Source organism: Vibrio sp. PID17_43, assembly GCF_002608565.1.
Taxonomy (GTDB): domain Bacteria; phylum Pseudomonadota; class Gammaproteobacteria; order Enterobacterales; family Vibrionaceae; genus Vibrio.
In genome coordinates this window covers 1-13,636 of sequence record NZ_LIXM01000014.1, presented here as the reverse complement: position 1 = coordinate 13,636, position 13,636 = coordinate 1, and the positions used below count along the sequence as shown (strand labels likewise).

Genomic DNA, 13,636 nt, shown 5'->3' with positions numbered 1-13,636 from the left:
CTTTGCAATAGAACGACTAAACGCGTACTCGCTAAGGCGTGTAATACGTTGCCGCTCCTGGGCCTACAGGTAGACCAAATACGAATACCCATAGGTAGAACAACACACTCCAACCCACGATGAAGCAGATCGAGTAAGGTAGCATTGTTGCGATCAGCGTACCGATGCCTAAGTTCTTCATGTAACGACTCGCTACCGCTAAAATTAACCCGAAGTAGCTCATCATTGGAGTAATGATGTTGGTGGTTGAGTCACCGATACGGTACGCCGCCTGAATCGTTTCCGGAGCGTAACCCACAAGCATTAGCATTGGTACAAAGATAGGTGCCGTTACCGCCCACTGCGCAGAAGCTGAACCAATCATTAGGTTAATGAAGCCACACATTAGGATGAATGCGAAGAACAACATTGGACCTGTTAGACCAATTTCTTGTAGGAAGCTCGCACCCGCTACTGCGAATACTTGACCGAAGTTCGTCCATTTAAAGAAAGCAACAAACTGAGCAGCAAAGAATACAAGTACAATGTACATGCCCATCGAAGACATAGACTTCGCCATTGCGTCAATCACGTCGCGGTCAGTCTTCATTGAACCTGTCACTTTACCGTAGACGAAACCCGGGATTGCGAAGAATACGAAGATAAACGCTACGATACTTTTCAGGAATGGAGAACCTGCAACGGTACCTGTTGCCGAACGCAGAACACCGTCAGCTGGCACAATCGTCCAAGCAAGGAGTGCTGATACAGCAAGAACGGCAAGACCCGCTAGCTTAAGACCTTTCTTCTCAAGATCTGTTAGCTTACCCATCGAGTCATTTGATAGGTCTTCTGACGCTTCTTCATCGTTGTATTTGCCAAGTTTTGGCTCAACGATTTTCTCAGTAACGAATGCACCGGTAATCGCAATAAAGAAGGTAGATACAAACATGAAGTACCAGTTTACTTCAGGACCAACGGTGTAAGTTGGGTCAATCATCTGCGCGGCTGTTTCTGTAATACCTGAAAGCAGTGGATCAACCGTACCGATCAGAAGGTTTGCTGAGTAGCCACCAGAGACACCAGCAAATGCCGCAGCAAGACCAGCTAATGGGTGACGACCTAAAGAGTGGAACAACATCGCTGCCAGTGGAATTAATACCACGTAGCCAAGTTCAGATGCTGTATTTGAAATGATACCAGCAAACACGACGGTAAAAGTGACCATACGCTTAGATGCACCCATCACCATGCCACGCATTGCTGCAGACAATAGACCTGAGTGTTCAGCAATCGCAACACCAAGCATTGCAACAAGCACCGTACCCAACGGCGCGAAGCCAACGAAGTTCTTCACTAAGTTAGTCACAATGAGCTGCAAGCCTTCTGCATTGAGCAAGCTTACTACGTAGATCATGCCATCAGCAGCACGGCCTTTGGCTCCTTCTGGACGGGGATCCATGACAGATACTTCGAAATATCCAGCGATGCCTGACGTCACTAAAATGGCCACACAGAAGATAGCAAAAAGCGTAATTGGGTGGGGTAAAAGGTTCCCCAAATATTCAACAGTATCGAGGAAGCGCGTAAATAACGGCTTTTTTGGCGAGTTTTGTTTAATCGAAGCAGATGAACTCATCTGTTTCCTCCTTGTAGTTATTCCTGCGCATATGTGACACAAATGTCACAAAGCTTGCGCAGGTTACTCGACACGAGAGTTAAGTTAAAGTTCAATACGTTACAATTTGTAAATAAAGGCCGATATTTTAACCATAAATTACCCAGAAGGCAGTTACATCATCCACATAGATAAAATAACTCAGAACTATGCATTAGCCACAGCTATAAACGCTAAGATACTTGTGGCTATTTCTTCATCACGTGTTGAACTTATACATTCCTTTTAGCCGGAATTTCTGCTCGATGGATTACCGACTTTTATAATGCAGCAATTCGCATGAGACGCCCTCTACAAGGTTCTTCCCTTAAGATTTAAAAACCACAACAAAAACCAACCAAATTTATGGTATTTTCGTTTCAAACCTTAATTGAAATCACTATCTATGTATTCCATTGAACCAATAGGCATTATTGAAAGCCCATATAAAGAGAAGTTTGCCGTTCCACGTCAACCTCGTTTGGTACCTGCGGCAAGGTCTCGAGTCAAACTCGTGGGGGACGCAAACAGCCCTGAAGCCGTAAGAGGTTTAGATCAGTTCTCTCATGTCTGGTTACTGTTTTTATTTGATCAAAATCTGGAAGCGGGATGGAAGCCTACGGTAAGGCCACCGCGCTTAGGTGGCAACGAGCGTATTGGTGTGTTTGCTTCACGCTCAACCTTCAGACCCAATGGTATTGGGATGTCAGCAGTTGAAGTAAAAGGCGTCACTAAGAAAGGCGACCAAAACTATTTGGAACTAGGCAGCGTAGACTTAGTCGATGGCACGCCCATTATCGATATCAAACCTTATATCCCCTACTCAGATTCCATTCCAGAAGCGGTTGGTGGGTATGCGGAAGGCGCACCAGATAAATCTTCTGTCGCCTTCTCATCCGATGCATTGGCGATGTTAGAAAAACGCAACGATACTGAATATGTGACCACTGTTATTGAACAAGTTCTCGCACAGGATCCTCGCCCGGCTTATAAGAAAAATAAACCTGACAGCAAGGAATATGCGGTAAATTTGTTCGATCTAAACGTGAAGTTTACTGTCAACGAAAACTTAATATCAGTTACTGCGATCGAAAGCTTTTGACAAAGTCATTTGGCTGATATTATAGGTGGCTAACCATTTTCCCATCATGGGGCCTTCGTACTCTAGCCCACTTTGGCGAGAGTATTTAACTTTAATAAACGGATAAATTTAATGCGTACCAGTAATTATCTTCTTTCTACTCTGAAGGAGACTCCAAACGACGCAGAAGTAGTGAGCCATCAGCTCATGCTACGTGCGGGTATGATCCGTAAGCTGGCTTCAGGTCTTTACACCTGGCTGCCTACTGGTCTACGTGTACTGCGTAAAGTCGAAAACATCGTTCGTCAAGAAATCGACAATGCAGGTGCAATCGAAACTTTGATGCCCGTTGTTCAGCCGTTTGAACTATGGGAAGAAACAGGTCGCTCTGAGAAAATGGGTCCTGAACTGCTTCGCTTTACTGACCGCCATATTCGTCCGTTTGTACTTAGCCCAACAGCAGAAGAAGTGATCACTGCATTGGTTCGTAACGAAGTCAGCTCTTACAAGCAACTTCCGATCAACCTTTACCAGATCCAAACTAAATTCCGTGATGAGCGTCGTCCACGCTTTGGCGTAATGCGCGCACGCGAATTCTGCATGATGGATGCATACAGCTTTGATATCGACAAAGCTGGTCTAGAGAAATCTTATCAAGCAATGCACGACGCTTACTGTAAAGCGTTTGACCGCATGGGCCTAGAATACCGTCCTGTACTGGCTGACTCTGGTGCTATCGGTGGTAATGGTTCTCAAGAATTCCACGTTCTAGCGGAAAGCGGCGAAGATTTGATCGCCTTCTCGACTGAATCTGATTACGCAGCAAACATCGAAAAAGCAGAAGCGGTTGCGCCTGCGATTGAACGTCCTGCGCCAACTCAGGAAATGACGCTAGTTGATACACCTAACGCGAAAACTATCACGGAATTGGTTGAGCAACACGGTCTATCAATCGAGAAAACCGTTAAAACTCTGTTCGTGAAAGCTTCAGATGAAATCGATGCACCTATCGTTGCCCTGATCATCCGTGGTGACCACGAGCTGAACGAAATCAAAGCAGAAAACCTAGCTGAAGTTGCTTCTCCTCTAGAGATGGCAACCGAAGAAGAAATGCGTGAGCTAATCGGCGCTGGCGCAGGTTCACTAGGCCCTGTTGGTCTTGAGCTACCATTTATCGTTGACCGCTCAGTCGCAGTAATGAGTGACTTTGGTGCGGGCGCAAACATCGACGGCAAACACTACTTCGGTATTAACTGGGGCCGTGATGTTGAACTAGGCCAAATCGCTGATCTACGCAACGTGGTAGAAGGCGATCCAAGCCCATGTGGCCAAGGTACTATCATGCTTAAGCGTGGTATCGAAGTCGGTCACATCTTCCAACTAGGTAATGTTTACTCTGAAGCGATGAACTGTGGTGTTCTAGATTCTAACGGTAAGAACGTGATCCTAGAGATGGGTTGTTACGGTATCGGTGTATCACGTGTTGTCGCTTCTGCTATTGAACAGAACCACGACAAGTACGGCATCATCTGGCCAGACGCACTCGCGCCTTTCCAAGTTGCTATCGTACCAATGAACATGCACAAATCTGAACGCGTTCAAGAAGCAGCAGAGAAGCTATACACTGAACTGACAGATATGGGCATCGAAGTGCTATTCGATGACCGTAAAGAACGCCCAGGTGTTATGTTCTCTGATATGGAACTGATCGGTATCCCTCACACTATCGTGATTGGTGACCGCAGCATGGACGAAGGTAACTTCGAATACAAGAACCGTCGTAGCGGTGAGAAAACAGCGGTAGCGATGGCTGATATCGTTGAGCACATTAAAGCTCAGCTACAATAATCTGTTCTGAATACATAGCGATAAAAAGGGTTGGCTTCGGTCAGCCCTTTTTTATGTCTGTAGAAAGCCCCCTATTATTTGTGTTGTTAATCTTTGGTTCAGATTTATCACCTTAAACTGGATTCAATCTAGTAAGGAGGTTACTCATGGATCTAAAAAGTCTTCTTAACCAAGCACTCAAATCAGACCTACTTAAACAAGGTACCGATGCGCTCAGCAAACAAACGAGCAATATCAAATCATCATCCAGATCTAGCCAACTGAAAACACTTGGCGCAGGCGCAATTGGTGGCAGCCTCATTGGCATGCTAATGGGCTCGAAAAAAAGCAAAAAGATGGCGAAGAAAATGGGCACAGGTGCACTTAAGGTCGGCGGTGCTGCTGCACTAGGCGCACTGGCTTACAAAGTCTACAACGATTGGCAAGCCAAACAAGATGCGCAAGGCATTAATGAAACTTTCGACCCGAATGACAACAAGCACGCAAAGCTGATTCTCAAAGCCATGATTGGCGCAGCAAAAGCTGATGGCCATGTGGACAAAGAAGAGATGGTTCGTATTGAACAAGCACTAACTGAAATGGGCGCAGACGAGCAAGTAAGGCAATTAGTTCACCAAGAACTGCACAAGCCACTCGATCCTGCCGAAATCGCGCGACTTGCGACATCACCCCAGCAAGCATCAGAAATTTATCTCGCATCACTGATTGTGGCAGATGAGCAAAACTTTATGGAAAAAGCTTACTTACAAGAGCTTGCGAAACAGCTCAACCTTTCTCCAGAGGTCACACATCAACTGGAAGTACAATTACAGTGATGAATATTTGCTCAAGTTGTCTGTGAATTTGAGCCAAAACAATTCTCTGCTTTGAGTTTCAAAACGGCTATGTGTATATTTGAGAGCAGTTATCATTTATTAAGGATTTAGCCATGCAAGTATACGGCTGTTGTGATTTGGTTCGTGAGCTTTACGCTCAAATTGGTAGTGGCGATCAAGCTTACATCCCTCAAGCAATCTCATGTGCAGTAAGAGCACTGAACGACGTTGCGGCTGACGAGTCTCTACCTAAAGACGTTCGTGAAAAAGCGGCATTTGCTGCGGCAAACCTACTGATCTCTGATTTCGAGGATAAGCAATGAACTTGGCGAACTTTGAATCGATGGATCCAATAATGCTGATGAGCATCGTCAACATGAAGCTGCGTGACGACTTCGGTGGTGATCTCGATAAACTCGTGGCTTTTTTTGAGATTGACCGTGCCGCGCTTGAAGCAAAGCTGGCGTCTGCAGGTTTTGACTTTTTGCCTGACGCCGGACAGTTCCGTTAATCGTTAATCACGACGGACAACGTAAACAACGAATAGATAAAAGGGCTTGATGCATTCATCAAGCCCTTTTCATTTCTGCATTGTGTCAGCTCATTAACCGAATGAAGCCCAGATAACCGTCGCCACGAGAATCGGACAAACGAACTTCACATACGCAGGCCACAACTTACCAAACCAGCCTTGTGTAAACTCAGGGCAACCTTGCTCAAGTTCTTTAATTTTCGAGTGGCGGTTCCATACCCAGCCACCGAATAGACAGAACAACAACGCTGCCATTGGTTGTAGATATTGCGTCGCAAGCGTTGCGACCATGCCAAATAAGGCACCAAAGTTAAATACGATCACCACACTAAATAGCGCTATCAAACCACCTAACACCCAACTGGTTGTGCTGCGCTTAGTATTAAAACGCTCGCCAACTAACGCAACTGGACACTCCAACATAGAAATCGATGACGTCAACGCAGCAATGGTGAGCAATAAGAAAAAAGCAATTGAGAATAACTGTCCTAACAAACCAAGGCTATCAAACATCAACGGTAGTACCGTGAATACCAAGGTGTCTGAGCTCAGTAGCGAGCCATCTTCCGCGTAGATTTGCACACCTTTTTGCATCGCAACAAACATAGCAGGCATGACAACCAAACCTGCGATAAAGGCAACGGCGGTATCGACCATGGTTACGTTCATGGCCATCTTAGGTAAATTCTCTTTCTTGCTTAAGTAAGAGCCGTAGATCAGCATCGAACAGCCACCAATGGTCAGTGAGAAGAAGCCCTGTCCCATTGCTGCAAGGATAAGCTTGCGATCCCATACTTTATCAAAGTCCGGTACTAAGTAGTGCTTCAAACCTTCCATCGCGCCATTTTGTGTCATGATGTAGATGAACAGCAAACCAAACAGAACAAACAATGCAGGCATTAGGCGTGTCGACCACTTCTCAATACCTTGTTTTACGCCACCTTGTACAATCAAAATAGTTAATACATAAAAGGTAATCGTACCGAAAAGATTGCGTTCAACGCTGAAGCCCTTCAACCATTGTGTCGCCGCTTCCATGCCCATGATGTCGCTGATTGCACCGAGCATAAAACAGATCAACCAACCGCCAACGATAGAGTAAAACGCCAGTACAGCACTTGGCACACTCAAGCCAATCCAACCAACAATGCCACCTAACTTCTTGCCGACTGGGTTGTCCGTTAATGAACGCATGCTATCTACTGGGTTAGCTTGGCCATGGCGACCAATCGCCATCTCAACCACTAGCATAGGGAAAGCGACGATAAGAATCATCACTAAGTAAACCAGCAAAAAGGCACCACCGCCATTGCTTGCCGCTTGAGTAGGAAACCCCCAAATATTACCTAGGCCCACAGCCGCCCCTGCCGCCGCTAAAATGAACCCAAGACGAGAGCTAAAATGCTCACGGGATTGAGAAGAGGTTTGTTGTGTCATACTACTCACACGAAATATCAACGAACTAGTGAGCTAGTACACTATAGCAATGTCATCTATTAAACAAGAGCAATTAGGTTAATTACTCGGCAATCAAATTCATTCGCCATCATTCAATTGGTAAATTTCCGCATACATCCCACACCGACGAGGAATGCATTCGAAAATCGATATAATAAAGGCCGCTGAGAACACTCAACGGCCTGTATCTTGGCGTAACTAAAAAAACCAATTTAGATCGTAAACACTTGGTAGTCTCTTAGTGCCGGGATCTTCTTCAATAGTTCTTGTTCTTGATCAGCCATTTCATCCAGTGACTCACACAAGCCTTCCGCTTGCTGCTCAACCTCTTTTGAATGCTCAGCTAAACGCTGTTCTACTTTCGCAGCCAATTCCGTCATGCTTTCCGACAATGCTGTTAAATTTAAACCACCCTCTTCTTTCATCTTCGCTGAGAGTGCATCAAACGCGCTCGCGATGAACTCTTTGTTAAAAATCTCCTGGGCTTTTTCAAAGTCCGCGGTCCAAGATTCACTCATAGACTCGAAGCTCTCAGCAGGTAGAATAAAATCGCCATCTTTGTAGTAACGAGCCTCAACATCCGCAAAGAACGCTTTCACGGCAACTTTCACATTATCAAATGAATCCGGCGCGTCTAAGCTCACTGCGATATCATCAATGATGTCGTTTGCTAGCGCCAGACCGTCGCTTGCCAATTGCTTTGCTTGCGGAATATACGCATTCATCTTTTCACGATAATCTTCAATCGCGGCCTTTTGATCCGCATTGAGAGTGATCAATTCGCCTTTTATGAAAAGGTTATTATCTTCATCCACCACCGCTTTTTCACCGTTGGCGTGTAAAATTTCTAAGTTCTGACCATCCATCCGAACTTCATTATTGATGTCGACACGACATTGCGCTGCATAGCCAGTTGCGCTGACCATCAGCAATGAGAGTGTGAACAGTTTTTTCATTACTTTCTCTTTTGTCATGGTGATTTCTATCAACTATAACAGTGAATGATCGGTTGGATGTCAGTAGACCGTCACAACCTCATAACACTTCGTTTTATCGTGAATTTTAACTTCTATCTCTTCGCCATCTTCTTTGCCCATTAAAGCACGACCAAGCGGAGATTTGGAAGTAAGAACAAATACTTCCTTATCTTGCCACTCCACCGTTAACCCACCTGAACATGGGCCGATGAAAAATGATCTCTCAATATCATTCTCATCCTGCAGTTCAACGTATGCACCGACAGCAATCGGAGATTCAGTAAAGTCACGAATAACCAGTGCACGATATTGACGTAGCTCCTCTTCACTCTCTTGTACTCGCATTGCCTGCCCATGAGCAAGATAAGACGCTTCTAACGCTAAGGTGTCATATTTGTGCTCGGGCACCGTCTGTTCATCGGTGGCGGCATCGATAGCTCGTTGAGTCGATGCATGGGCAATGTGAAGTTTGTCTTCCAATTGCGTAATGATAATTTGGACTAGCTCTGCTTTGTTCATACTTTTAAGGCGCGCATTGAGCACTAAGGATATGGTAATGTGCTCTAGTTTATCATCAAAGAAAGGTTTCCCCATTATGCAAAGTGGCCCACTTCAGCAAACCCTTCAATCCGTGTTTGGCTTTGATTGCTTAAGAGCCGGTCAACAACCTGTCATTGAGGCCGTAATGAATGGTTACTCTGCAGCGGCAATCTTTCCTACAGGCTCGGGAAAGTCACTCTGTTATCAGCTTCCCGCAACGCAATTACCGAATCTTACCTTGGTGATCTCTCCCTTGCTTGCACTGATGAAAGATCAGCTCACCTTTTTACAAAGCAAAGGCATTGCTGCCGCCTCGATTGATAGCAGTCAAAGCCGAGAAGACGCCCAACAAGTTATGGCTGGCGTTAAGAACGGTCAGATAAAAATATTGATGATCTCGGTAGAAAGACTAAAGAATGAACGCTTTCGTGAATTCATCCGTCAAATCCCAATCTCTTTGATGGTGGTCGATGAAGCGCACTGTATATCAGAATGGGGGCATAACTTCCGACCAGATTATCTTAAACTGCCTCAATACCAGCGTGAACTGAATATCCCCCAATCATTACTACTGACTGCGACAGCTACGCCCCCGGTTATTGAGGACATGCAGCACAAGTTTAACATCGCCAGTGAACATATTACGGTAACCGGTTTCTACCGATCTAACCTCGACATTTCAGTCATGCCATGTGAAGAACCAGACAAATTGGCTCAACTCAATGACATCATTGCGGCTTCACCAAAGCTTCCAACCATTGTCTACGTAACACAACAACAAACTGCCGTACAGGTCGCAAAGGCACTGATCCACCTTGGCGTCAATGCGCACGCTTACCATGCGGGCTTAAAAAGTGATATCCGCGAACAAATTCAACAGCAATTCATGGATAGCCAAATAGATTGTATTGTGGCAACCATTGCCTTTGGCATGGGGGTAGACAAATCTGATATCCGCCGCGTGCTTCACTTCGACTTGCCGAAATCTATCGAAAACTACGCACAGGAAATTGGGCGTGCCGGACGAGATGGTCAGCGTTCGGAGTGTATTCTACTAGGCAATACTTCTGGCTTAACTGTACTCGAGAACTTTATTTACGGTGATACACCTGAGCCAAGTTCTATCGATTATGTACTGGAACAAATCCGCGAGAACACTCCGCAATGGGAAGTGATGGCACTGCGTTTATCTCGTGACAGTAATATTCGCCAGTTACCACTCAAGACCTTGCTCGTTTATCTTGAATTAGCCAACGTGATTAAAGCTAAGTACAGTTACTTTGCTGAATATCGATTCAAGTTTTTGCAAGATAAGCAGTTTATCCTCAACCAGTTCCAAGGTGAGCGTCGTCAGTTTGTCGAGGCAATTTTCACGTGTTCAACCAAAGCCAAAATTTGGTGCCAAGTGGACTTAGAAGCACTATGGATGAACTATCAATCAGAGCGTGCTCGTGTGGTCGCGGCGCTTGACTACTTCCACCAGAACGGTTGGATTGAATTAGAGAGCAAACAGCTAACAGATGTGTATTCGGTTCTTCCTGCCACTCAAAACCAAGAGGATCTCTCTCAGCATTTGGTTGAACTGTTCCAATCCAAAGAGCGCAAGGATATTGAGCGCATCCATACGATGCTGAATCTGTTCCAATCGTCCGATTGCTTAAGCCATCAACTGGCGCATTACTTTGCAGACCATAATGCTCCAACTCAATGCGGCCACTGTTCGGTTTGCCGTGGGAAAATCGCCACTTTCTCTCGCCCGCAACATGAACAACCAGAGTTCACTCATTTATCCGCTTGGGTTGATGAATTTGTTCAACTTTCACCAACTGTCGTTAGCAATGCTGCGGTGGCACGATTCCTATGTGGGATCAGCACGCCAATCATCACTCAGCTGAAAGCAAGTAAACTAAGAGGGTATGGCGCTCTGGCGAATGTCTCTTTCGAGCAAGTGTTAAAACAAGTTGAAGCGCTGCGAGCCTAAAAGAAGCTTAATTGACGCGCTTGCTGTTCGGGCTTGAGCATCACACTCAGGCCCAGTAAACGTATTTCTCTGCCATTTTGTCGTTTAAGGATATCTCTTAGAAGCTCTTTGAAGTCTTCTAACTCAAGCTGAGGGTGGATATGCTCAATCGTCGTAAGCTGAAAATCGGCAAACTTAAGTTTGATGCCCTGCTTGATGATCGATTTATCCGGACTGGCTTTCTCCAAACGTTTCTCTAGCTCAGGGTAAAGCTTATCTTCAATCACCTTCCAGCATTCATCATAAGTTGAAATATTCTGGCTAAAGGTACGCTCGACCCCCACCGACTTACGTTCTCGCTCAACCACAACTTCTCGATCATCAATACCGTGGCTGCGTTTCCACAGCGAAGCGCCCTGGCGGCCGAACTGGCGTAACAGTTCGCGGTAGTCGCTATTCTTAATGTCTTCGCAAAGATAAAAGCCAGCCTGGTGTAATTTCTCTAAACTGACCTTACCCACTCCCGGTATCTTTTCTAAAGGTAGTTTATCCACCACCTCTTGAACCTTATCAGGTGGAATAACAAACTGGCCATTCGGCTTATTCATATCAGACGCAACTTTGGCAAGAAACTTAATCGGCGCGATACCTGCAGAGGCAGTTAGGCCAAGTTCATTGTAGATATCATTACGAATCGATTCTGCAATTAAGGTCGCAGAGCCTCGACATACCGTCGCGTTGGTCACATCCAGATACGCCTCGTCGAGAGACAATGGCTCTATGGTCTGGGTATAACGCTCGAAAATAGCACGGATTTGTTGAGAGACTTGCTTATATACATGCATCCGCCCAGGAACAACGAGCAAATTAGGACAAAGTTGGAGTGCACGCGCCGTTGGCATCGCACTTCGAATGCCAAATTTTCGCGCTTCATAATTACAGGTACTAATTACTCCACGTTGCTTTTCATGACCACCCACAGCAAGTGGCACTCCCCGGAATTTCGGGTTGTCGCGCATTTCCACTGCGGCAGATTACAACTCTGAGGTAAAAAATGTAAGTGTGAGTGAGTGAGTGAGTAAAAAACGTTTTTATATAGTGACTTACAAGGGAAAACCCACTAACGAAAGCCCCTTACATAAATATTTTGATTTTTCATAAAAAAGAGTAGCGATTTAACCACAAATCCACTTACAAAAAAATCACAAAGCGAGGTCTAACTGGCCTGTAGATAGTTTTGGTTCAACACCAACACTTAGACCAAGCAAACGAACACTTCGGCCCTCTCTTCTATTAAATGCTTCTTCACATAACTTAATAAAAAACTGCTTATCAAAAGTATCATGCTTATGCTCAACTGTTGTTTGTTGAAAGTCATTAAATTTAATCTTCACACCAAGCTTTGAAATAAACTTCCCTTCAAGCGCTTTCTGCAATCTTTTTTCCAATTCTAAAAACAAGGGATCAATTGCTAAAAGGCATTGCTCTAAGTTATCAATATCATTTAAGTAAGTTCTTTCGACCCCTACTGACTTTCTTACCCTCTCAACAACAACAGGTCTATCATCTATTCCGTGACACCTATCCCATAGAGTATTACCGAATTTACCCAAATGACTAATCAGAATATTCCTATCGGCTTCTTTGACATCTTTACCTTTAAACAAACCAAGCTTATTAAGTTTTTCTAAAGTAACTTTGCCCACACCATTTATCTTGCCTAAATCCAAATTATCAATAAATGATTGAACTTCATCAGGCGTAACAACGCAAATACCATTTGGCTTATTCACATCCGATGCAACTTTTGAAACGAACTTTAACGGAGAAACACCTGCTGAAGCAGTAAGATGTAACTCAGTTTTAATGGACTTCCTAATATCTTGAGCTATTAAAGTTGCAGAACCTTTAAATAACGGGGAATCAGTCACATCTAGGTAAGCTTCATCTAAAGATAGTGGCTCTATTATGTCGGTATAGCGACTAAAAATCTCATGAATTTGTTTAGAAACCGAGCGATATTTTTCCATATTTCCAGAAACAACCGTTAGTTGAGGGCAAAGCTGTAAGGCTTTGGCGGTAGACATGGCAGAACGAACACCAAAAGCCCTTGCTTCATAACTACACGTTGAAATCACCCCACGTCCATTTTTCCCCCCAACAGCAAGAGGTATTCCTCGCAATTCAGGATTGTCTCTGACTTCAACAGAAGCATAGTAACTGTCGAGATCTATATGGATTATCTTTTTCATTAACGAAAGCTCACTACTCGCTAGTCATTTATAAATTGATTGAACCAGTTGGTTAAATTTGCATGTGTTGAAACTGAGCTGTTACCGCCTGATATCATTCGATTTTTTTTGCAAGTCACTTACAAAATTTAAAATTGATCGCTTCAGTATCGCACGACTCCGCTAGATTTGCTGCGCAAATCCGATCTGACGTCCGAACCTGCTATAAGCCCCCTGGTCTTGCAAGAAAGAAAAAGAGGGTCAGTGACCCGCTTTAGTTCAGCAGTTTCCGCAATTTGAATTCTGATCATCCCAATTAATTCAGTGGGTTGCTTATACCGCCTGCGGCGGCCATAGAAGTTTATTAATTGTGACCTACTCGCTTGGTAATTAAGGTACGACAGAATCGCTTGGTGATCACAATATTCATTAACCGAGTGCTAGCAAGCTTTTGGACAAAAGTGAGTCAGTGATTTTGCTAAATTAGTATTTAACGGATAATCAAAGATATGACAAATCCTCTTATCCTTTGGCCAAATCAACTCATCCACAACACTG

General features: G+C 44.6%; 12 protein-coding genes. 6 read left to right on the top strand and 6 right to left on the bottom strand.

Translation table 11 applies throughout. The features are described 5' to 3' along the window. Positions 1-31: 31 nt before the first annotated feature. Entirely contained in the window at positions 32-1,618 is a 1,587-nt protein-coding gene (locus AK965_RS11220; RefSeq protein WP_099079695.1) for an AbgT family transporter, read from the bottom strand. A 424-nt stretch (positions 1,619-2,042) separates the two neighbouring features. On the opposite strand from AK965_RS11220, the gene tsaA reads away from it, so the two are divergent. From tsaA to AK965_RS11195, 5 genes are all read left to right on the top strand, one after another. Beyond that, positions 2,043-2,738: a tRNA (N6-threonylcarbamoyladenosine(37)-N6)-methyltransferase TrmO gene (tsaA, locus tag AK965_RS11215; RefSeq protein ID WP_099079694.1), complete on the top strand. Its 696-nt coding sequence runs from the start codon at positions 2,043-2,045 to the stop codon at positions 2,736-2,738. Positions 2,739-2,849: 111 nt separating this feature from the next. Continuing rightward, positions 2,850-4,565, top strand: coding sequence for a proline--tRNA ligase (locus AK965_RS11210; protein WP_099079693.1), 1,716 nt, complete (start codon positions 2,850-2,852; stop codon positions 4,563-4,565). Positions 4,566-4,711: 146 nt separating this feature from the next. Continuing rightward, the gene (locus AK965_RS11205) at positions 4,712-5,380 is read left to right on the top strand and encodes a tellurite resistance TerB family protein (RefSeq protein WP_099079692.1); all 669 of its coding nucleotides are present in this window, start codon (positions 4,712-4,714) and stop codon (positions 5,378-5,380) included. Between the two features lie 113 nt (positions 5,381-5,493). Continuing rightward, positions 5,494-5,703, top strand: a complete 210-nt coding sequence (locus tag AK965_RS11200; protein WP_099079691.1) for a YaeP family protein — start codon at positions 5,494-5,496, stop codon at positions 5,701-5,703. Continuing rightward, positions 5,700-5,891: a DUF4250 domain-containing protein gene (locus AK965_RS11195; RefSeq protein WP_099079690.1), complete on the top strand. Its 192-nt coding sequence runs from the start codon at positions 5,700-5,702 to the stop codon at positions 5,889-5,891. Before AK965_RS11200 ends, AK965_RS11195 begins: the two co-directional genes overlap by 4 nt. 93 nt (positions 5,892-5,984) lie before the next feature. Here the strand turns inward: AK965_RS11195 and AK965_RS11190 are convergent, their stop codons facing one another. The 3 genes from AK965_RS11190 to AK965_RS11180 form a co-directional block, all read right to left on the bottom strand. Continuing rightward, complete coding sequence (locus tag AK965_RS11190; protein WP_099079689.1) at positions 5,985-7,349, bottom strand: sodium-dependent transporter; 1,365 nt, start codon at positions 7,347-7,349, stop codon at positions 5,985-5,987. Positions 7,350-7,582: 233 nt separating this feature from the next. After that, positions 7,583-8,326: a YggN family protein gene (locus tag AK965_RS11185; RefSeq protein WP_099079806.1), complete on the bottom strand. Its 744-nt coding sequence runs from the start codon at positions 8,324-8,326 to the stop codon at positions 7,583-7,585. 60 nt (positions 8,327-8,386) lie between these two features. After that, entirely contained in the window at positions 8,387-8,866 is a 480-nt protein-coding gene (locus tag AK965_RS11180; protein WP_172438133.1) for a GreA/GreB family elongation factor, read from the bottom strand. A gap of 76 nt (positions 8,867-8,942) precedes the next feature. Here AK965_RS11180 and AK965_RS11175 point away from each other — a divergent pair, with 76 nt between their 5' ends. Continuing rightward, positions 8,943-10,868, top strand: coding sequence for an ATP-dependent DNA helicase RecQ (locus AK965_RS11175; protein WP_172438130.1), 1,926 nt, complete (start codon positions 8,943-8,945; stop codon positions 10,866-10,868). On the opposite strand, the gene dinB (AK965_RS11170) is transcribed toward AK965_RS11175, so the two are convergent. Continuing rightward, positions 10,865-11,866 carry a DNA polymerase IV gene (gene dinB / locus AK965_RS11170; protein ID WP_172438129.1) on the bottom strand — a complete coding sequence of 334 codons (1,002 nt, stop codon included), beginning with the start codon at positions 11,864-11,866 and terminating at the stop codon, positions 10,865-10,867. The two genes, AK965_RS11175 and dinB (AK965_RS11170), sit on opposite strands and share 4 nt — an antisense overlap. A 183-nt stretch (positions 11,867-12,049) precedes the next feature. Continuing rightward, positions 12,050-13,099, bottom strand: coding sequence for a DNA polymerase IV (gene dinB, locus AK965_RS11165; protein ID WP_099079685.1), 1,050 nt, complete (start codon positions 13,097-13,099; stop codon positions 12,050-12,052). Between the last annotated feature and the right edge of the window lie 537 nt (positions 13,100-13,636).